Source organism: Rhizobium sp. SG741, assembly GCF_012275435.1.
In the GTDB taxonomy this organism is placed as follows: Bacteria; Pseudomonadota; Alphaproteobacteria; order Rhizobiales; family Rhizobiaceae; genus Rhizobium; species Rhizobium lusitanum.
The window spans coordinates 304,944-325,354 of the sequence record NZ_JAAZQP010000007.1; the positions used below are offsets into that span (position 1 = coordinate 304,944).

At 60.5% G+C, this 20,411-nt stretch carries 21 protein-coding genes; 15 read left to right on the forward strand and 6 right to left on the reverse strand.

Going from position 1 to position 20,411, the window contains the following annotated elements:
* The first annotated feature begins 359 nt into the window (after positions 1-359).
* From FHT29_RS19955 to FHT29_RS19965, 3 genes are read left to right on the forward strand one after another with little or no spacing between them, the layout of a single operon-like run.
* Positions 360-1,895, forward strand: a complete 1,536-nt coding sequence (locus FHT29_RS19955; protein ID WP_173410555.1) for an ATP-binding protein — start codon at positions 360-362, stop codon at positions 1,893-1,895.
* Entirely contained in the window at positions 1,867-2,898 is a 1,032-nt protein-coding gene (locus FHT29_RS19960) for a peptidoglycan-binding protein (protein ID WP_047559725.1), read from the forward strand. The genes FHT29_RS19955 and FHT29_RS19960 overlap by 29 nt, the downstream gene beginning before the upstream one ends.
* Before the next feature lie 48 nt (positions 2,899-2,946).
* Positions 2,947-3,306: a DUF1491 family protein gene (locus FHT29_RS19965; protein ID WP_047559729.1), complete on the forward strand. Its 360-nt coding sequence runs from the start codon at positions 2,947-2,949 to the stop codon at positions 3,304-3,306.
* Between the two features lie 6 nt (positions 3,307-3,312).
* Here the strand turns inward: FHT29_RS19965 and FHT29_RS19970 are convergent, their stop codons facing one another.
* Together FHT29_RS19970 and FHT29_RS19975 are read right to left on the reverse strand one after the other, a co-directional pair.
* Positions 3,313-4,320, reverse strand: coding sequence for a DUF2336 domain-containing protein (locus tag FHT29_RS19970; RefSeq protein ID WP_047559814.1), 1,008 nt, complete (start codon positions 4,318-4,320; stop codon positions 3,313-3,315).
* 450 nt (positions 4,321-4,770) lie between these two features.
* Positions 4,771-4,977: a hypothetical protein gene (locus tag FHT29_RS19975; RefSeq protein WP_037193743.1), complete on the reverse strand. Its 207-nt coding sequence runs from the start codon at positions 4,975-4,977 to the stop codon at positions 4,771-4,773.
* 522 nt (positions 4,978-5,499) lie between these two features.
* On the opposite strand from FHT29_RS19975, the gene FHT29_RS19980 reads away from it, so the two are divergent.
* Positions 5,500-5,667: a hypothetical protein gene (locus FHT29_RS19980; RefSeq protein ID WP_167669520.1), complete on the forward strand. Its 168-nt coding sequence runs from the start codon at positions 5,500-5,502 to the stop codon at positions 5,665-5,667.
* A 128-nt stretch (positions 5,668-5,795) separates the two neighbouring features.
* On the opposite strand, the gene FHT29_RS19985 is transcribed toward FHT29_RS19980, so the two are convergent.
* The 3 genes from FHT29_RS19985 to FHT29_RS19995 form a co-directional block, all read right to left on the reverse strand.
* A complete protein-coding gene (locus tag FHT29_RS19985; protein WP_047559734.1) occupies positions 5,796-6,344 on the reverse strand; it encodes a membrane protein in 549 nt (182 codons plus the stop codon).
* Positions 6,337-6,924 carry a DUF1214 domain-containing protein gene (locus FHT29_RS19990; RefSeq protein WP_047559817.1) on the reverse strand — a complete coding sequence of 196 codons (588 nt, stop codon included), beginning with the start codon at positions 6,922-6,924 and terminating at the stop codon, positions 6,337-6,339. Before FHT29_RS19990 ends, FHT29_RS19985 begins: the two co-directional genes overlap by 8 nt.
* Before the next feature lie 258 nt (positions 6,925-7,182).
* Positions 7,183-9,378, reverse strand: coding sequence for a transglycosylase domain-containing protein (locus FHT29_RS19995; RefSeq protein WP_037193747.1), 2,196 nt, complete (start codon positions 9,376-9,378; stop codon positions 7,183-7,185).
* Positions 9,379-9,543: 165 nt separating this feature from the next.
* Between FHT29_RS19995 and FHT29_RS20000 the strand changes: the two genes are divergently transcribed.
* Positions 9,544-10,029: a YcgN family cysteine cluster protein gene (locus tag FHT29_RS20000; protein WP_037193748.1), complete on the forward strand. Its 486-nt coding sequence runs from the start codon at positions 9,544-9,546 to the stop codon at positions 10,027-10,029.
* On the opposite strand, the gene FHT29_RS20005 is transcribed toward FHT29_RS20000, so the two are convergent.
* Entirely contained in the window at positions 10,007-10,336 is a 330-nt protein-coding gene (locus tag FHT29_RS20005) for an MmcQ/YjbR family DNA-binding protein (RefSeq protein ID WP_168597130.1), read from the reverse strand. The two genes, FHT29_RS20000 and FHT29_RS20005, sit on opposite strands and share 23 nt — an antisense overlap.
* A gap of 146 nt (positions 10,337-10,482) precedes the next feature.
* Here FHT29_RS20005 and FHT29_RS20010 point away from each other — a divergent pair, with 146 nt between their 5' ends.
* From FHT29_RS20010 to FHT29_RS20055, 10 genes are all read left to right on the forward strand, one after another.
* The gene (locus FHT29_RS20010) at positions 10,483-10,791 is read left to right on the forward strand and encodes a Dabb family protein (protein WP_047559738.1); all 309 of its coding nucleotides are present in this window, start codon (positions 10,483-10,485) and stop codon (positions 10,789-10,791) included.
* 540 nt (positions 10,792-11,331) lie between these two features.
* Positions 11,332-11,580 carry a hypothetical protein gene (locus FHT29_RS20015; protein WP_034507944.1) on the forward strand — a complete coding sequence of 83 codons (249 nt, stop codon included), beginning with the start codon at positions 11,332-11,334 and terminating at the stop codon, positions 11,578-11,580.
* 137 nt (positions 11,581-11,717) lie between these two features.
* Positions 11,718-12,389, forward strand: coding sequence for a response regulator transcription factor (locus FHT29_RS20020; RefSeq protein ID WP_037193750.1), 672 nt, complete (start codon positions 11,718-11,720; stop codon positions 12,387-12,389).
* A complete protein-coding gene (locus FHT29_RS20025) occupies positions 12,379-13,773 on the forward strand; it encodes a HAMP domain-containing sensor histidine kinase (RefSeq protein WP_037193751.1) in 1,395 nt (464 codons plus the stop codon). The genes FHT29_RS20020 and FHT29_RS20025 overlap by 11 nt, the downstream gene beginning before the upstream one ends.
* A 90-nt stretch (positions 13,774-13,863) precedes the next feature.
* Positions 13,864-14,295, forward strand: coding sequence for a membrane protein (locus FHT29_RS20030; RefSeq protein ID WP_047559742.1), 432 nt, complete (start codon positions 13,864-13,866; stop codon positions 14,293-14,295).
* Positions 14,296-14,527: 232 nt separating this feature from the next.
* The gene (gene ccmI, locus FHT29_RS20035; RefSeq protein WP_047559746.1) at positions 14,528-15,670 is read left to right on the forward strand and encodes a c-type cytochrome biogenesis protein CcmI; all 1,143 of its coding nucleotides are present in this window, start codon (positions 14,528-14,530) and stop codon (positions 15,668-15,670) included.
* Entirely contained in the window at positions 15,667-16,116 is a 450-nt protein-coding gene (gene ccmE, locus FHT29_RS20040) for a cytochrome c maturation protein CcmE (RefSeq protein WP_037193754.1), read from the forward strand. Before ccmI ends, ccmE begins: the two co-directional genes overlap by 4 nt.
* The gene (locus FHT29_RS20045; protein ID WP_168600063.1) at positions 16,113-18,101 is read left to right on the forward strand and encodes a heme lyase CcmF/NrfE family subunit; all 1,989 of its coding nucleotides are present in this window, start codon (positions 16,113-16,115) and stop codon (positions 18,099-18,101) included. Before ccmE ends, FHT29_RS20045 begins: the two co-directional genes overlap by 4 nt.
* Positions 18,102-18,184: 83 nt before the next feature.
* Complete coding sequence (locus FHT29_RS20050) at positions 18,185-18,604, forward strand: cytochrome c-type biogenesis protein (RefSeq protein ID WP_131512159.1); 420 nt, start codon at positions 18,185-18,187, stop codon at positions 18,602-18,604.
* Positions 18,605-18,774: 170 nt separating this feature from the next.
* A complete protein-coding gene (locus tag FHT29_RS20055; RefSeq protein ID WP_047559753.1) occupies positions 18,775-20,331 on the forward strand; it encodes a Do family serine endopeptidase in 1,557 nt (518 codons plus the stop codon).
* Positions 20,332-20,411: the final 80 nt, after the last annotated feature.

Below are 20,411 nucleotides of genomic sequence, written 5' to 3' on the forward strand. Positions count from 1 at the left end.
GGCATTTTCGGCTAATTTGATTCAAATTTTAGCTTTCCGAATTCGAACCGCATTTAGATCAAATTGTAGCGATTGCTGTTAAGCATGTCTCGCCCTATCCGCCTGATATGCAGGGCTTTGCGGCCACAGGCCCTGTCGCAAAAGTTAACGCACGACGGAAATCTAAATAAAATCCGTTGCTTACCCGCTGTTAACCACAAAAAACAAAGGTCCCGCATTCTGCGCCAAAACGGGATTTTGGAGCTTTTTCGGCCAGCCGGCGGGGCTTTCCTTTATTCTTTCCTTAAGTCGCCAGAGCCTATTGTGAGGTCCAATAAGTGACCGTTTTGACGGGTTGTAGTGTGCGCGTATTGAGTAACATGACTGTCGGGGCTGGAGCCTTCGTAGACCGGGTAGGCGGAAGCTGGCTCTCCCGGACGAACGGGAATAGCGAAGTCCGTGGGCAGGAACTGGCGATCCTGCGCCGGCTTGCGCTTGCCTCATCCGTGGCTCTCTTTGCGGTTCCCATCGGGCTTTCATTTGTCACAAGCCCGGCCGTGGCACTGCCCGCGGGCGTCGCCACCGTTTGCGCCGCGTTCCTGTTTTCGGCTGTCGGCAGCATCGCGCTGTCGCGCCAGAGACCTGATTCCCAAACCACCGAGGCGGTCATCGTCGAGCATCATGACTTGATGCTCGAAGCCGCTTTCGGGCTCGTCCTACTGCTCGATCCACAAGGCAATGTGACTACGGTTGGCGGCCGCGATCGCGCGGAATTCCTGAGCTGGATGCGGGACCCGGCCGGTCGCGGCTTCATCGAACAGATTCATGTTTCGGACCGGATCCTTTTTCTGCAGGCGGTCGATGTGCTGCGTCAGGGCCGCGATGCATTCGGCGTAGACCTGCGCCTGGAACGCTCGACCGTCATGGGCGGGGATGAGCAGTTCGTCCATGTCCGCATGGAGCTGACGGCACGACGCGACGGCGAAGGCCGATTGACGACGATCGTCGGCCAGCTGCGGGATATCTCGCAGGATAAGCAGCTTCGCGAGGACGCCGCGCGCAAGACCGCCGAGGCGCAATCGGCCAATGACGCCAAGTCAAGCTTCCTTGCCGCCGTCAGCCACGAGCTGCGGACGCCGCTCAATGCGATCCTTGGATTCTCCGATATTCTCGGCGGCGAATATTTCGGCAAGCTGGAGAACAATCGGCAGCGGGAATATGTCGGCCTGATCCGCCAGTCCGGCGCGCATTTGTTGTCCGTGGTCAATACCATGCTCGATATGAGCAAGATCGAGGCCGGGCGCTATGAGCTTATGCTTGAGTCCTTCCCGATCGAGGACTCCATTGCCGCATGCGAAGCCATGCTGGCGCTGCAGGCGAAGGAAAAGGGGCTGACCTTGACGAGCCGCGTTCAGCGCGGCCTCGGCGAGATCGTCGCCGACCAGCGTGCTCTCCAGCAGATTCTGATCAATCTCGTCGGCAATGCGATCAAGTTCACCGATGCGGGCGGCGCCGTCACCGTCGATGCGGCATTGGCGGACGGGATGCTGAAGCTCTCGGTCGGCGATACCGGGATCGGCATCGCAAGCGAGCGGCTGGCCTCGCTCGGGCAGCCTTTCGTGCAGATCCAGAACGATTATACGCGCCGCTACGCCGGCACCGGCCTCGGCCTGTCGCTGGTCAAGGGATTGGTGGCGTTGCACGGCGGAAGCTTCTCGATCGCCAGCGCACCAGGCGAGGGCACGGTGATCACAATCCTTATTCCGTTCGACGGTTCGGCCGCCTTGACGACACAACAGTCTGTGGATGCCAATCGCCCCGTCGATTTTCCGCCGCGCCTGAAACATACTATGGAGACGAATGAAAGGCGAAACGAGGAAGAGATGAATGGCCCCGCAAAAGCGAAAATCGCCTAAGGGAAGAGGTAAGGGCAAGCGCAAGCAGCCCGGCTTCGCTTCTCGTGGAGCGGTTGCCGTGGGCAGCCTCGGCCTGCGCGGCGGCGCCGCGTTGGGCGGCCTTGGGCTGCGCGGCGCGGGTGCTCTTGCCGGTCTGGTCGGCGGTGCGGTCGGCAGGCATCCGGCAATCGCCGGCGGTGTTGCTCTCTTCCTCGGGGTTTTCGGCTTTGTAACCGCCAATGCGCTTTGGTATCAGCCAGGCGCGCATCCGTCGCCCTTGCTGCGTACCCGCGATCCTGGCGCTCCCTATCAGATCCCCGGCCGCAAGTCGTTCCTGCATGCGCAGCAGGCCGATGCCGGCAATGTCACGACATTCCGCATCGAGCGACAGGCTTCCACAACCGGTTCCACGCCTTCTGCCGCGGCGGGCCAGGCGGCGAGCCCGACCGCCGGACAAGCGCCGGCCGCCACGCCATCGAAGCTGGTTGCCGACGTGCAGGCCGAACTCATCCGCCATGGTCTTTATGATGGCGCAGCCGACGGCGTTACCGGATCCCGCACGACCGCTGCCATTCTGTTTTTCCAGGAGGCGTCCGGCCTGGCCCAGACGGGCGCGCCCACACCCGAGCTCCTGGCCGCGTTGAAGGCGGCCAATGCCGGCGCTGTGCCTGCCGGCAAGACGAATGTTGCGACCGTTCCTGCGGAGCGCCCCGTCAATGTGTCGGCTACCGCGCAAGCCATCGACCCGGTTGCCGCCGCCATCCAGAACGCCGAGAAAAACATGAAGCCCGGCGCAGTCGCTGCGAAGGCCACGCCGAGCGATGCAGTCGACAAGGTCAACATGGTGATGCAGATCCAGAAGGGTCTGAGCAACATCGCCTACAGCAACGTCAGCATCGATGGCGTCGCCGGCGAGCAGACCAAGGCCGCCATCCGCCGGTTCCAGAAGCATTATCGCCTGCCGGAAACCGGCGAGCCGAACATCGCCGTCCTGAAGAAGCTGCAGGATATCGGCGCGCTTTAGCGCGTGCGTTCAATTGCTTCGCCGGCCGCTTCTCGTTATAGCTCGGCCATGAGATTGCGCAGCGACATTTTTGTGTCCGCCTTGACCCGACGTCTGTTCGCCCGGGGCGACTTTGCCGCCGTCGAGCGGAAGGGCGAGGAGCAGGCCGGAGCGATCTTCATCCGCCAACGGTTCCGTGACGGGTCGGAGACCCTCTATGCCCCGGCACCGCAGAGCTTCTTTGACGATGAGGAGAGCGGCACCCGCCTGTTCGAGATCCGCATTAATCGCAAGGAAGCCGCCGAGGTTCGCCAGACGCTCGATCGCGAGCTGAAATTCGATCCGGATCTATGGATCATCGAACTGGAGACCGACGATATCGCCGATATCGTCCCGCTCGCCGACCAACGTCCCAACCCTCTGGATTGACGGCTGCTATCGCCGGCCTACCACGCGCAGCTCCCGGATCGTACCGGACTTGGCGCCGAAGAGAGGTTCGGCCGGGCGAGGGGCCGGATTGTCCTGTGGCAGATAAGTGTAGCTGTCGGCGCGGCGCCACGCATCTACTCGTGCCTGGCTTTCCTCGGTATCGATTCCATCCAGAACCAGCCATGCGCGGCTGACGCTGCCATGCCGCTCCGCAAGATGCGGATAGAAGCGCTCAAGCGAATAGACGGCGTCGGCGAGGCCCATGCCGAGGCTGACCAGCGTCACCGCCAGCTGCTGGCCTGATGTATCGATCATGATGCGCTCGGTGAGCCAACGGCTGGAGGAGAGCGCATCGGCCAATGTGGTGGCAAACTGCAGTGCATCGCGTTCTCGCGCGAAACGTACGAGCAGGGCTTCCTGCGTTTCGCTGAGGCTGCGCAAACCGAGGCGATCCTGATCGTCGCGGGCCAGGTGACGAGCGGCCTGCTTGATTTGCTGGCGCAATGCTTCTTCGCGCGACAGCCGTTCGGATTCCAGCGGGTCGGTCTTCGGCGTTGCTTCCCTCGCCGGGGAGTCCGCTGTCGTTATGCCGCGATCGGGCTCGGCCTGGTGCAGGCCGACAAGCGCGTCGATGACCTTGGGAGATAGGGACGGCCGGCGGACGATTGCCCGCGCATGCGCTGCCCCTTGCGTGCGGGCAATGGTGATGAGGGTATCGTCATCGATCGCCTGCGAGCTGGTGAGGAACGGAGCGGCGATCGCGATCGGCTGGCAACCGATGAACAGGGCGACGGCTTGAGGCACTGTCGGACATTGGGAAAGGGCGGCAACGGCCTGCCGCTTTGCCTCTTCGGACGATGCCTGGAAAACCGGGGTGAAGAGTTCCGCAAACTGGCGAAGTTCCGATTTCGAAGGATGGTTCATGCCCTCGAAGCTGGTGATCGTCGCCATTAGAACCACGTCCTTCTTGCGGACTGTCGCAGGTTCTTCGAGGTCTCGAAACCGGTCACGCACGCCAACACCCATACTGATACGCAGAACAAAAACGCTGGGAGCCGGATTGTTGGACCTGTACCCCACCGCGCCTCTGTCCGGTCGGGCCGGGTCGCCCTTTTACCGTTGGGAACGGCTTCGGCGGCGATTGTCGAAACGGGTGTGGACACGGTCGTCCTTATCTGGCTTTTACAGAAGACTAAGGCCGGCAAGGTTAATGGTTGATGAAAACTTTATTAAAATGCCAATAAAAATTGCGCGTTAAGCTTGCGCGAGAATATCGGCCGGATTTATGCCGGATAAGCTGCAGCCGAGGGGGATCACCCTGCTGCAAAAACGCATTCGCAGCGAGGCATTGATGTGACGGCTCAACCTATAGGGGTTTGGCTTGGCATGTCGCCATAAAGCATTGCAGGCTTGTCTGAAGCCGCGCGTTTCGCTTCGATCACAGTCTAATTGGGAAGAAGTTGTCTAGATGCCTCTCTGCTCACGCAGCGCGGCGAGCAGCTTTTCGGAGGTATTGTAGCCGGACTGAAATAGGCCAATGGCCGCAGAGGCCGCGAGCTGGGCTTCAGCACTTGTGATATCGATCCGCTTCTCTGTGCACCATGTATCGAGCGCCCCGCGCAGGACCATGACATCCTCAGGTAAGAAGACGGAATTGCCCGTCGCATGCATTGCATCGCCCTCAGTTTTCGCTTTGACAATACGTTAATTTTCTGTGAGCGCAAATAATATTTGCGTGACGCTTTTTTGCAACGCGATGGTCGGTTGCCTATTCGCCAGCGGCGCCGATGATTCACTTAAGGATATGATATTGCAGGGTTTCATAACCAAACCGATTCCGGTGATTTTTTATCGGCTGGTGAAACTAATCCCGCCTTCACAGCGTTATGAGGGTATGACGACTCGTGCCTAGGGTGAAATGCGATGATGATTAGCATTCTGTTAACCGCGCTGTGTCTGAATTCGGTCAAAAGCAGTGATTTGCAGAATGCGGTCGTCAATAAAGTTAGCATGGGAGCCACAACCGGTACCCATGCCACGGTGTCCAGTAAATACCGTGAGAAGGCGTGAATGTCTTTCGTCTTGGCCCAAAATATGAGGCTGGGACTGGAAGAAGCGCTAGCCCGCTCTGAGGACGGGCAGGGTGAAATCAGTCGCAAGTTCATCCGTCTCGAGACGCAAATGGAGACGAGAATGGCAAAGATCATATCTCTTTCGGAGCGGCGATCGCGAATGCCGCCACGCGCTCAAAAGGAGCCGGTGGAAGCAAAACTATTGCTATTTACCGGCGTTCGCTACGAGCATCTGGACACCGTAACCGACCGCCCGGGGGCGGGGGGCAAGCGGGCGAAAAGCAAGTAGCTGCCCATCATATGGACTGTCGCGGTGGGATCGGCATCGCGACAACACATCTTCGCCGCGGTACGCAGCCTTTAGATCGCAGCGCCTGTCTCGCTAGTCATGGGCTCAGACTTTGTTCTGGCCCATTCTCAGTTGTCATTGAATTCGTCACAGCCGGCTTCCGACAGGAAGTCATGGGCCGCATCGTCGAAGCTGGCTTGCGGCGCCATCGTATGCAGAACCGCATAGCCCTGGGTGCGCGGCACTTCGACGAGGATCGATTGCGCGAGGGACGGCGGTAGGGCCTTGCGGATGCCGGTGAGCTGTATGGGAGATGCCAGCAGCAAATCGAGCGTCCCGCCGACGGATGTGCGGTCACTCATGCTGAAAACCTCGTTGGATGCCGCGTCGTAGACGGCGAGCGACCAGAAGGGCACCTTGCCTTTGGCGGTAAGGTGTACCGGCTTGTCTTCGATGTCGAATGCGCAAACGGCGGTCCGGATATAGGGGTCGGTATTGGAAAGCCCCGCATCGTCATCCTTGTCGTCGAGCATGTAGAAATGGTTTTCGTCGCCTTCGTCGGACACCCGGGTATAGGCGTCGCGATCCGAGAAATGCGGCAGTGACAGGATGATGACGAGATGCAGCAGCGCTGCGCCGAATAGGCCGGTCAGAACAGCGAAAACGAATCTAAACATGGCCGCATCCGATCTTCTCGAGTTTCGGCATGGTCAGATCGATCAGCCCGGAATTGCTGGCCGCAGGCGAATCCAGCAGCGTCCATACCAAGCGAAAATTGCCGGCGGCGGGGAGCGCGAGCCAGTTGCCTGCATGGGCGTCGGGCGAAATGGTAATGTCGAAGCTTGAATCCGGATTGCGCAGCACGATCCAGGAATTGATCATCGACGGTCGTCCCGCAGGCCCGGCCAGCGGTTCGCCGTCAATACCAGCGATGAAAAGCGTCCAGAGCCGCGCCGGCGGCGTCTGGCCGCTGATGCGATAGCTGCAACTTGTCGTCAGCCGCCCGCCGGCACTATCGTCGGAAGCGGTGAACACCAACCCCTCCGCCGTGCCGTAGAGCAGTCGGCCCGCGCGGGCGCGATGCGACTTGGCATAGGGATCGGCCTCGGCCGTTTGCATTTCCGGAAACGCCTGCCAGACGCCTAGCTTGATCGCACCGAAACCGGAGGTCACATCCAGCGCAAAAAGCGTGAACACGATCCCGCCGCCAAAGGCGATCAGCAGTGAAAGCGCAACAAGAAGGGGAACTCGGAACACCCTGGGATCGTCCTCGTGACAAATCAGTGTCGATTTATTCCTGATTCTGAAGGTAGGGGGAAGGGCGGGCGTCGTTGGTTCGATATCACCGATGGGCAAAAACGCGCGAAGGAGCCTCGTGAATGCGAGCATCTGCCGGGGTTGCTTGCTCCCGCAGCTGGGATGTCGAGTTCAGATGTTTTCCTGTATCTTTTCGGTGGAAAGCCGAAAGGAGCGGCGGCCAATCGCGGATCTCGCTCCTCTTGCCCCGAACGACCGCTACTCCGCAGCAGCCAACTTTTGCGCTTCGAGCGCTGGAGCCGTCTTCAGCCTTTCACCGATATCGCGAAGGATCTTCGTGGAATCCACCGACAGCGAGCGCGGTCGCACGAGCGGCGGCAGGCCGCCATCCGTCGTGTCCGCCGGCTTCTTGGCCGCCACCGTCTGCGGCTTCTGCACCGGGAATGGATTGCTGATGCCTGGAATTGGTTTCAGCACGACCCCCTGGTTAGCATAGTCCATGATCTTCTTGAAGGTCATGGCCGGCAGCGTGCCGCCCGTCATGTTGTTGGTCGAGGTATAGTCGTCGTTGCCGAACCAGACGGCGCAGGTATAGTTGCCGGTAAAGCCGATGAACCAGGCATCGCGATAGGCTTGAGTTGTGCCGGTCTTGCCGCCGATGACGATGCCGTTGTCCAGCGCTGCCTTGCGGCCGGTGCCGATCACCGGAACCTGTGTCAGCATCTGGTTCATGTAGGAGGTGGCTTTTTCGCTGAGGACGCGCTTGGCGGACGGCTCGTCGCGACTGAAATCATAGATCACCTTGCCGTCATAGCCGGTGATCTGTTCGATGCCGTGACGCCGCGACTGCATGCCATCGGCCGGGAAAACCGCATAGGCCGTGGCCTGGTCGAGCACGGTCACTTCCGATGTGCCGATCGGAATGGTCTTGTCGTTGCGGATCGGCGTCTCCACGCCCAAGGCCTTGGCCATGTCGCGAATGGGCTGAATGCCGAACTTCTCCTTGGCCAGACGCACCGGAACCGTGTTGATCGACTGCGTGATCGCCTGCGTCAGCGTCACCTTGCCTTCATAGCGGTTCTCGTAGTTGTGCGGGCTCCAGTTGCCCCAGGTGATCGGTGCGTCGACGATGGTGGATGTCGGCGTCATGCCGTTCTCCATCGCCACGGAGTAGGTGTAGATCTTGAACGAGGAGCCTGGCTGGCGCAGCGCCTTGGTCGCGCGGTTGAACTGGCTTTCGCCGTAGTCGCTGCCGCCGACCATGGCGCGGACCGCGCCGCCGCTTTCGATGAGAACGCTGGCGCCCTGCTTGGCATGGTAGCGCTCGCCATATTCCATCAGGCTGGACTGGATCGAATCCTCCGCCGCCTTCTGCAGCCCCATGTCGATAGTCGTGCGGACGATCAGCGAGCGTTCCGGAAAACGCGTGGCGAGCCGCTGCACTTCATCGAAGGACCAGTCGAGGAAGTAGTCCGGAGAGTCGATCTGGGCGCGGTCGACGACGGAGGCGGGATTGCGCCGCGCGGCGATCACCTGGCCCTCGGTCATCAATCCGCTCTGCACAAGGTTGGACAGCACATCGTTGGCACGGGCGCGCGCGGCCGGCAGATTGACATGCGGCGCATATTTCGCCGGTGCCTTGAACAGGCCAGCGAGCATCGCGGCCTCCGCCAGATTGACGTCGGTGATGCTCTTGCCGAAATAGAATTGCGCCGCAGCGGCCGCGCCGAAAGTGCCGCCGCCCATATAGGTGCGGTCGAGATAGAGGCTGAGGATCTCCTTCTTGGAGAGATTGGCTTCCAGCCAGATCGCTAGAAAGGCCTCCTTGATCTTGCGATCGATGGAGCGTTCGTTGTTGAGGAAGATGTTCTTGGCAAGCTGCTGCGTCAGCGTCGAGCCGCCCTGCACGACGCCGCCGGCCTGCGCATTGACCGTCACTGCGCGGAACAGGCCGATCACGTCGATGCCGAAATGGTCGAAGAAACGCCGGTCCTCGGTCGCCAGCACCGCCTTGATGAAATAGTCCGGCAGCTGGTCTACGGGAACGGAATTCTCGTGAATGATGCCGCGATGGCCGATGACGTTGCCGTAGCGGTCGAGGAAAGTGACGGCAAAGTTGCCGCGATTGCGCCAGTCGCCCTGTGTCGCCTCGAAAGCCGGCATGGCGAGCATCAGCATGACGACGGAGCCGGCCGCGCCGAGCGTCAGGCCTTCGCCGAGCAGTTCGAAAACGATGCGTTTCCAGCCGCGCACGCGGAAACGGCGGAAGAAAATCGTGATATCTTCCCAGGCTTCGCCAAGCCGAAAACCGGCATTCCACAAGGTGGAGTCGATCCATGAATCGATACGCAGAAAGAAATAGCGTTTCCGGCGCGGCGGCTTTCCGGCCCCGCTCTCCTGTTGCGTCCCGGGCTCTGTCTTCGGCCCGTCTTCTGGATTGGATGGGTCTTCCACGCGCTACTTCCCGACCACAATACTGCTGCGTGTCTCCTTGTGGCGCACGCAAAGCCCATTATCTCATAGAGTGGCGAATTGAATAATTGGTTGATTTAGAGAAAAGAACAAGAGACACGCATGTCGCGGCCCGCATTTCCTGCCTGGGCGGCGAGGATGATGAGGATGGACGAGATACCTTTCTGGAAAAGCAAGGCGCTGGCGGAGATGAGCACGCCGGAATGGGAAAGCCTTTGCGACGGCTGCGGCCTCTGTTGTCTCAACAAGCTGGAGGATTGGGATAGCGGCGACGTCTATTTCACGTCGGTCCGCTGCAAGCTGATGGATGGCGAAAGCTGTCAATGCACCAGCTATCCGAACCGCTGGGATTTCGTGCCCGATTGCGTGCAGTTGACGCCGGAAAAGGTACCAGAGCTGGCATGGCTGCCGCCCACCTGCGCCTATCGTCTCGTCGACGAAGGCCGTGACCTCTATTGGTGGCACCCGTTGATATCTGGCGATCCGGAAACGGTCCATATCGCCGGCGTCTCCGCGCGGGGACGCACGATCAGCGAGAACGACGTCGCGCTCGACGATTTCGAGGATTATGTCGTCGACTGGCCGTTGACCGTGGAAGACCACATGGAGCCTAAACCTCCGGTAAAGCCATAGATTTCGGCGCCACGTTTCGCCATGCCCGACGCACGAGCGCCTTTACCGCCTCACGATCCGCGCCGTGATGGAAAAGCCGTGTCGATCCCTTGAGCCCCCAGCCACCCGGCACGGCCGCGACATGCTGCGGCAAGGTGGCCAGCGCCATCTGCTGCTGATCGGGCGTCAGCTTGACCACGCAGAAATCGGGGCCCGGGAGAGTCATGAAGATCTTGCTCCGCACCCGAAAGTCACGGATTCCGAAATGTGAGCTTTCTGCCGTCTCCGGCAGCCCGAGAGCAAGGGCAATGAGATCCTCGTCTTTCATGAGGACGATAATATCATGCCGGGCTGCGATGCGGAAAATGGTTGCCTGCGACGAAACGGTTTCATGGGTGAGCGGCCGATTCATTGAATTGATTCCGCGCGCATGATATCGCGCGGTGCCTTCGCACACGCACAGGGAGCCGTCGCGTGATCCGTCATATCGTCTTCTTCACCGTTCCCGATCGCGCCAATCTTGAGGACGTCCGCTCCGGCCTGTCGATCCTGACCGCCATCCCGCATGCGCGCCTGCTGGAGATCGGCACGAATGTAAAGACCGACCAGCTCGGCACCGAAGTCGATATCGTCGTCTATGGCGAATTCGATGACGAGGCCGCGCTCGCCGCCTACAAGGCGCATCCGAATTATCAGCGCTCCATCGATCGCGTTCGCCCGCTGCGGGAAATGCGGATTGCCGCCGATTACGAGACGACGGTGGCGATCCGCGAACCGTTCTGAACGAAGCCTTGGCGGGGCCTTCCATCGCCAGCAATTTCAAGCGATTGAGCGCTCGAACGGAATCGGATTGTCGCCGAGCGGATTCATTGCGAGAGGTTCTTGAATCAACGTCTAAGGTTCCTGACTCTTCTACAGAAGAAGCGCCCTCAACCGATTCAAAAGACTCAAGAAAAACTTGGTGTTTTACGTTCGTAAAACACTTGAGGGCCGATTGGGTTGGCCAAGCATGCGCGATCGATCATGACGCGCTTATGAGGCAATGATAATCAAGAATGATTAAAAATGCCTGAGTCTTGGATTTATGCATGTTGCCGCCAACCGGATACACGAGCATGGATAGGAGATTGGCATCGATAGCATTCGATAAACTGCCGCCGCCGCCGCTTTGGAACTCCGCATATAATAGATTCAAATAGTTAAATTCAATTTTTAGCTTGCTGCACGTCCTGCGAGCGGAAAATTACAGCCCATTCATTTGCCATTCAGACGTGTTTGGGTACATATTTGCTCAAGTTAATGTCCCTGTGGGAAGTCTGAAGCATGGCCTCATTTTTAAGCATAGCAGCAGCGGCGGTCGTCTTGGCCGGCTCGGCTGTTTTGCCGGCGCCGACGTCGACCCTGGTGGCCCGCGCCAACAGCGATTGCAGCGAGGCTGCGGCCGCTGTCGTTGAAAAGACGGGTGGGCAGCTCCTTTCCGCGCAGCCGTCCGGCGATAGCTGTGTCATCACCGTTCTCGTACAGGGCAACGGGCAGCGTCCGCGCAAGGTGACGATGAAGGTGCCGATGTGAAGCATGAGCATCTTGGGTCATAACGCACAGCGGACGTTCTAAAGCCTTGAATCTCACGCAAAATCTTATCGTTTCCATGATTCCACTGTAGCTCGATTTACAGTACTGTTTCTCGAACCGGGGAAATTGGGTCCAACATGCGCATTCTCATAGTCGAAGACGATATCAATCTGAATCGCCAGCTCGCCGAGGCCTTGAAAGAGGCAGGCTACGTGGTCGATACGGCCTTTGACGGCGAGGAAGGCCATTTCCTGGGCGATACAGAACCCTACGACGCCATCATTCTAGATATTGGTTTGCCGGAGATGGATGGCATCACCGTGCTGGAGAAATGGCGCGGCGCCGGGCGGGCCACGCCTGTGCTGATCCTGACCGCTCGCGACCGCTGGAGCGACAAGGTGGCCGGCATCGATGCCGGCGCCGACGATTATGTCGCCAAGCCATTCCATGTCGAAGAGGTGCTCGCCCGTATCCGCGCATTGATCCGCCGCGCCGCAGGCCATGCCTCCTCGGAAATCATCTGCGGTCCGGTGCGGCTCGACACCAAGAGCTCGAAGGCGACGGTCGACGGCAAGCCGCTCAAGCTCACCTCTCATGAATACCGCTTGCTTGCCTACCTCATGCATCACAAGGGTGAAGTCGTCTCGCGCACGGAGCTGGTCGAGCATATGTACGATCAGGATTTCGATCGCGATTCCAATACGATCGAGGTTTTCGTCGGCCGTCTGCGCAAGAAGATGGGCGTCGATCTGATCGAGACGGTCCGTGGCCTTGGTTACCGAATCCAAGCTCCGACCAATGCGAATTAAGTCGCTCACCGCTCGCGTCCTGCTGTTGACCACACTCTGGTCCGCCGTGGCGCTGGTGGTGATCGGCCTGGTTATCTCCAATATCTATCGTAAGAGTGCCGAGCGCGGTTTTGAGGACCTGTTGCGCGCACAGCTTTCCAGTGTGATCAATTCGGTCACGATCAGCGATCAGGGTGAGTTATCTGGCAAGCCGGAGCTTGGCGACCTGCGCTTCGCCCAGCCGAAGACCGGCTGGTACTGGATAGTCGAACCGCTCGGTACCTATACCGCGACACCGCTGGTCTCGCCGTCCCTCGGCGCATCGAACCTGCCGGTGCTGTCGGTGCTGGAGGCACCCTTCGACAAGCAATACCAGCGCTATTACATCGTTACGGATGCCTTCGGAAACCGCGTGCAGGTGGCTGAAACCGAAATCCAGTTCGATACGGACCATGCAGCTCGGTTTCGCGTCACCGGCAATGTCGCTGTCGTCGAGGACGATGTCCGCAATTTCTCCCACAGCCTCTATTTTGCGCTCGTCGGTTTCGGCGTCGGCAGCCTCATCGTCAACGCGCTTGCCATTCTCTACGGTTTGAAGCCGCTCGATAAGGCCCGCGCGGCGCTGGAGCGCATCCGTGCCGGCGAGAGCGAGCGTTTGCAGGGTGATTTCCCGCGCGAGATCCTGCCGCTTGCAAATGAGGTCAACGCCCTGATCGAAAGCAACCGACGCATCGTCGAGCGAGCCCGCATGCAGGTAGGCAATCTCGCCCATTCGCTGAAGACGCCGATCGCGGTGCTGCTCAACGAATCCCGTGTGCTGGAGCGCTCGCACGGCGATCTGGTGAAGAATCAGGCCGAGGCTATGCAGGGGCAGGTGCAATCCTATCTCAACCGTGCCCGTATCGCGGCGCAGCGCGAATCCGTGCTGGCGCGCACCGAGGCGGAACCGGCGCTGGAGCGGCTTGTCCGTGTCATGCGGCGGCTCAATGCGGACAAGGAGTTCGAATTGTCGGTTGCTCCCAATCTTGCCCTTGCCATGGAGCAGCAGGATCTGGAGGAGACGGTCGGTAACCTGCTGGAAAATGCCGCCCGCTTTGCCGAGCACAAGGTGCGTCTTTCCGCGAGCGAGGCGCCGCCGGAAATCAAGGGCATCGATCCCGTGCGGCGTCATTGGGTGGAACTGGTGGTCGAGGACGATGGACCCGGCCTCGAGCCGGATCAGATCCGCGAGGCGATGAAGCGCGGGCGCAGGCTGGACGAGAGCAAGCCGGGCACCGGTCTCGGGCTATCGATCGTCAGCGAGATCACCAACGAATATCAGGGGCGGCTGGAACTCTCCCGCGGTGCCTGGGGCGGCCTTCGCGCCAGCCTAATTCTGCCTGGTCTGACGAAGGATGTTGCGTGAGGCACGGCATGATGACAAAAAGATGTGGTGGGTCATGATGATGCCGCATCGCAGTACCTATAGTTTGCTTGTTGATACTGGTTCGGTTGTATGAAGCTTCGTACCTTTTTCTTGATCGCCCCCTCCGTTTTTGTCGCGATTGCGCTTTCAGGTTGCTCGACGACGAGCGGCAAGGGCGGCGGCATAAGCCTGCTCCACTCTTCGAAGTCCGCGGGGTCGACGACCTATATTGTCGCGCTTGAAGGCGGCATTGTCGGACGAACCGGCATCAAGCTCAGCGATAGTGACCTGCAGCGGGCGCTGGAAGCGGAGTACCGGGCGCTGGAGAGCTCGCCGCTCGGTCAGCCCGTGGTCTGGAACGGCAGGAATGCCAGCGGCGAGGTCATTGCCGCTGCTCCCTATCAGGTCGGCTCGCAAAATTGCCGGCAATACACGCACACGATCACGGTCGAGGGAAAGCCGACCACGGCAAGGGGTGCCGCATGCCGCAATGACAACGGCACATGGACGCCGCTCAACTGAGATGGTCTTAGCCCTCGCGCCAGTGGGGAGAGAGTGGCGCCAAAGCGCCGGGTGAGACGGCGTTGCACCGTCAGGATTGCCTTCGTCGTTTCGCTCCTCATCCCCTCATTCGCCCCTTGGGCAGCTTTTCCCGCTGGGGCGAAGGCATAGTAGGCGCGGCCAAACGCCTCAAATCTTCGTCAACGGGGCTTTCGCGGTTGGAATAAGCGCCTCGTTAAAGTATTGGGCGTCTATGCTGTTCTGGATTCTCGTGGCCGTTCTGACGGCTGTTGTCGGCGCTGTGTTGCTTCACCCTCTTCTGCGTGGTGCAAAGGAGGCTGGCGACCGTCGTTCGGGAGAGGCCGAGGTCTACCGCGATCAGCTTCGTGAACTGGATCGCGATCTTGCCGGCGGGCTGATTTCCGCGGAAGAGGCCGGCTACGCCCGCGCGGAAATCGGCCGACGCCTGATCGCCGCTTCCAAGGAGGAGGCGAGCGAAGCGAAATCGTCTCAACGTGGCAGCTATCGCCTTTCCCAGGCCTTCATCGTCGTCATGCTTCCCGTCGTAGGGCTCTGTCTTTATCTTGCCAATGGCGAGCCCGGGCTGCCGTCGCAGCCGCTGGAAGCGCGGCTCGAAAAGCCCGGAAACGATCTTGCCATCTCGATCGTCAAGATCGAACAGCACCTCGCCAGGAACCCGGATGACGGCAAGGGCTGGGAGGTATTGGCGCCGATCTACTTCAAGACCAACCGCATAGGCGATGCGGAGCTTGCCTATCGCAACGTCATCCGCCTGCTGGGGCCGAACGCCGCGCGGCTCGGCGATCTGGGCGAGGTGTTGGTGGTCAAGGCTGATGGTATCGTAACCGCGGATGCGCGCAGCGTACTGCAGCAATCGCGGGCGCTTGATGACGCCAACCCACGAACGCTCTACTATCTGGCGCTGGCATTGGAGCAGGAAGGCAAGGCGGCGGATGCGAAAGCCGCATTCGAGGCTCTGGCGAAACAATCGCCGCCGGATGCGCCGTGGCTTGCGGCCGTCGACCAGCATATCGTCAAGAACGGCGGCAAGCCGGTGGCGTCCGCAAATGTGAATGCGCCCGGCAATCCGACGGCCGAGGATGTCGCGGCTGCGAATAGCTTGAATAGCGGCGATCGCCAGCAGATGATCCGCGGCATGGTCGATAGCCTCGATGCCAAGCTCAAGGAAGATCCGAAGAATTTCGAGGGCTGGATGCGGTTGATCCGCTCCTATGTCGTGCTGAACGACCGGGATCGCGCCGTCGATGCGCTGAAGCGCGGCCTTACGGCCTTCCCGGCGGATGGTGGGGAGGGACAACAGCTCCTGGCGCTGGCAAAAGAATTGGGACTGCCGACGGAGGTGACGCAGCAATGACCCGCAAGCAGAAACGTCTGGCTGTCATCGCCGGCGGCATGGGGTTCATCGCCATCGCCGTGCTGCTCGTCCTGTTCGCCTTCAGCCAGTCGGTTGCCTATTTCTACATGCCTGGTGATCTCGCCAAGACGCCGGTCAATGCCGGAACGCTCATCCGCCTGGGCGGACTCGTCGGCCAAGGCTCCGTCGTGCGCGGCCAGGGCACGCAGGTGCAATTCTCTGTGACCGACGGCAAAGATACGATCAAGGTGAGATATGACGGCCTCCTGCCGGATCTCTTCCGTGAGGGACAGGGTGTCGTGACCGAAGGCAAATTCGAGCCGGGCAGCGATGTCTTCGTTGCGGACAGCGTTCTGGCCAAGCATGATGAGCGCTACATGCCGAAACAGGTTGCCGACAAGCTGAAGGCGGATGGCGTCTGGAAGGGTAAGGAGGCGACTCAATGATCATCGAGCTCGGACATTATGCCCTGGTCCTCGCGCTGGCGACCGCGCTTATCGTTTCCATCCTCCCCGTGATCGGCGCGCGGCGCGGCGATGTGTCGATGATGGATATCGCGCCGGTCGGTTCCGTCGTCACGTTTGTGCTCGTTACTTTTTCCTTCGGCGTCCTGACCTATGCCTATGTGGCCTCCGATTTCTCGGTGCTGAACGTCTGGGCCAATTCCCATTCGCTGATGCCGCTGATTTTCAAGATCTCCGGGGTGTGGGGCAATCACGAGGGATCGATGATGCTCTGGCTGTTGATCCTGTCGCTGTTCAGCGCACTCGTCGCCTTGTTGGGCCGCAATCTGCCCGATGTGCTGCGCGCCAATGTCCTCGCCGTACAATCCTGGATCTCATCGGCCTTCCTAGTCTTCATCCTTCTGACCTCCAATCCCTTCATCCGGCTTGACCCGGCGCCTGCCGAAGGCCGGGATCTCAACCCCGTCCTGCAGGATATCGGCCTCGCCATCCATCCGCCGTTGCTCTATCTCGGCTATGTCGGCTTTTCCGTCTGTTTCTCCTTCGCCGTTGCGGCGCTGCTGGAGGGCCGCATAGACGCTGCCTGGGCGCGCTGGGTCCGGCCCTGGACGCTGGCTGCCTGGAGCTTCCTGACGCTCGGCATCGCCATGGGCTCCTACTGGGCCTATTACGAGCTCGGCTGGGGCGGCTGGTGGTTCTGGGATCCGGTGGAGAATGCCTCCTTCATGCCCTGGCTTGCCGGGACGGCGCTCCTGCATTCCGCACTGGTCATGGAAAAGCGCGATGCGCTGAAGATCTGGACGGTTCTGCTGGCGATCCTGACCTTTTCGCTGTCGCTGCTTGGTACATTCCTTGTGCGTTCCGGCGTGCTGACATCGGTTCATTCCTTCGCCAGCGATCCGACGCGGGGCATTTTCATTCTCTGCATTCTCCTCCTTTTCATCGGCGGCGCGCTGTCGCTCTTCGCCTTCCGTGCGCCGAAGCTTGCCGCCGGCGGATTGTTTGCACCGATCTCGCGCGAGGGCGCGCTGGTGCTGAACAACCTCATCTTGACGGTTGCCTGCGGCACTGTCTTGACGGGCACGCTGTATCCGCTGGCGCTGGAGACCCTAACCGGCGACAAGATTTCCGTGGGGCCGCCGTTCTTCAACATGACGTTCGGGCTGTTGATGATGCCGATCCTCATTGCCGTGCCATTCGGCCCCTTGCTGGCCTGGAAGCGGGGTGACCTGCTCGGCGCGCTGCAGCGGCTCTATGTTGTGGCCGGTCTTGCCTTCCTTGCCGGACTTGTTCTTTTCTACTTGCGGCATGGTGGTCCGGTGCTTGCCGTTCTCGGCCTTGCCGCCGGCTTCTTCCTGGTCTTCGGCGCCCTGGCCGATCTCTGGTATCGCGCCGGCGTTCGCAAGGTGGCGGCAAATGTCGCTTGGCGCCGTCTGCGCGGGCTGCCGCGCTCCGCCTTCGGCACGGCACTTGCCCATGCCGGTCTCGGCGTCACCGTGCTCGGTATCGTTGCCGTGACGACCTTCGAGACGGAGAACATCACCAGCATGAAACCGGGCGAGACGGCCGAACTCGGCGGCTACAGCCTGCGTTTCGAGGGCATGCAACCGGGCGTCGGCCCGAACTACACGGAAGATCGCGCCCGCTTCACGGTAAGCCGCGGCGGCGTCGCCTTCGCGAAAATGTCGTCGTCCAAGCGCGTCTTCACGGCCAACCGCACGGCAACCACCGAGGCCGGCATCCTGACGCTTGGGCCGAGCCAGCTCTACGTGTCGGTGGGTGACGCCAGCAAGGATGGCGGCATGGTGGTGCGCATCTGGTGGAAACCGTTCATTCTCTGCATCTGGATGGGCGCTCTCGTCATGGCCATCGGCGGCTTCGTTTCGCTTAGCGATCGCCGCCTGCGTGTCGGCGCGCCGAGCCGCAAGGTAAAGCAGGCGCGCCCCGCCTTGGAGCCGGCGGAATGAGCAGAGGTTGGTCGACATCCCATCTCGCGATCGCACAGGCTCTGGCGACCTTTGCACGCCTGTGCCTCTGTCTTGCGGCGATCATGGTGCCGCTGCCGGCCTTCGCCGTCAATCCGGACGAGGTCCTGCCCGATCCAGCTCTGGAAGCGCGGGCGCGCACCATCTCATCCGAATTGCGCTGTATGGTCTGCCAGAACCAGTCCATCGACGATTCCAATGCCGATCTTGCCCGTGATCTGCGATTGCTCGTGCGCAAACGCCTCGTCGACGGAGATACCGACAGGCAGGTGCTCGATTACATCGTTTCCCGCTACGGCGAGTTCGTCCTGCTGAAGCCGCGTTTTACGGAGAAGACGCTTATACTTTGGGGCGCACCGATTGCGCTCTTTGTCGTAGGTGGATTTGCCCTTGTCGTCTATGCCCGTCGCCGTGCCGGTAAGCCGACCGGCAAGCCTCTCACTCCGGAGGAAGAGGCGCAATTGGACAATATCCTCGGCAAGTGATGCGGTCGTCATTTACCCGCGCGCCATTGCAATCATTTCCATACATTACGAATTTTTCATGGGGCGGACAGTTCGTTGTAACGTCCGGCGCCCTATATCTTTACCATCACGCATCATAACCGGTTTCCCATCCGTGGAAATCTGACGAGAGAAGAGAAGGTAACTCGCATATGTTCAGGAATATCAAGAACACCTTGTCCCGTAGCACCGCTATGAAGGCTTCTGTCGTCGCCGGCCTCGCTGTCGCTGCTCTGACTACGGGTGTTCCGGCTGTCGTCAGCAATTCCTATGCCGATGTCGTCAATGTGCAGGCGCCGCAGGTGCCGAGTTTCGCCAACGTGGTGGATGCCGTATCGCCGGCGGTCGTCTCGGTCCGTGTCGAATCCCGCATCAATACGGTTGCCGATGAAGACGATTCCTTCGGGCTCGGCCGTGGCTTCGACGACCTTCCCGACGATCATCCGCTGAAGAAGTTCTTCAAGCAGTTCGAGCAGCAGCAGGGCCGCGGCCAGCAGAAGGGCCAGAACCAGCAGAAGAACTCCGAGGACGGCAAGGGTCGTCTGCGGCCGGTCGCTCAAGGCTCCGGCTTCTTCGTGTCGGAGGACGGCTATATCGTCACCAACAACCACGTCGTTTCCGACGGCGCTGCCTTCGTCGTCGTCCTCAACGACGGCACCGAGCTTGACGCCAAGCTCGTCGGCAAGGATTCGCGTACCGACCTCGCCGTTCTGAAGGTCGACCCCAAGGGCAAGAAGTTCACCTATGTCGGCTGGGCCGACGACGCCAAGGTTCGCGTTGGTGACTGGGTCGTTGCCGTCGGCAACCCGTTTGGTCTTGGCGGTACGGTCACCGCCGGCATCGTTTCCGCTCGTGGCCGCGATATTCATTCCGGCCCCTATGACGATTATATCCAGATCGACGCACCGGTGAACAAGGGCAATTCCGGCGGTCCGACCTTCAACCTCAACGGCCAGGTGGTCGGTATCAATACCGCCATCTTCTCGCAGTCGGGCGGCAGCGTCGGCATCGCCTTCGCGATCCCGGCGACAACAGCCAAGGATGTCGTGACCGATCTGATCAAGACCGGCACCGTTTCGCGCGGCTGGCTCGGCGTACAGATCCAGCCCGTCAGCAAGGATATTGCCGAATCCCTCGGCCTTTCCGACGCAAGTGGCGCGCTTGTCGTTTCCCCGCAGGACGGTTCCCCGGGACAGAAGGCCGGCATCAAGAACGGCGACGTGGTCACGGCAGTCAATGGCGAACCGGTCAAGGATCCGCGTGACCTCGCCCGTCGCATCGGCGCCATGCAGCCGGGTGCCAAGGTCGAGGTGTCCCTGTGGCGTAATGGCAAGTCCCAATCCGTCACGGTCGAGCTCGGCAGCTTGCCGGCCGATCAGAACCAGGCTTCCAACGACGACGCGCAGCCGAACCAGCCGCAGCAGCCGTCCTCCGAAAAGGCTCTGGCTGATCTCGGCATGACAGTCGGTCCGTCCGACGACGGCAAGGGTGTGGCGATCACCGCTGTCGATCCCGACTCCGATGCTGCCGACAAGGGCATAAAGGAAGGCGAGAAGATCACTTCCGTCAACAACCAGCAGATCTCGAACGCCGGCGACATCTCCAAGGTCATCGAACAGGCGAAGAAGGACGGCCGCACGCGCGCGCTGTTCCAGATCCAGTCCAACGATGGCAGCCGCTTCGTCGCCCTGCCGATCAACGCCGGCTGATCCCATCAGCCGACTGAATGCATTGGGAAGCCGCGCAGGCCACGGCTTGTGCGGCTTCCCTTTTCAAAGCCCCCACAATG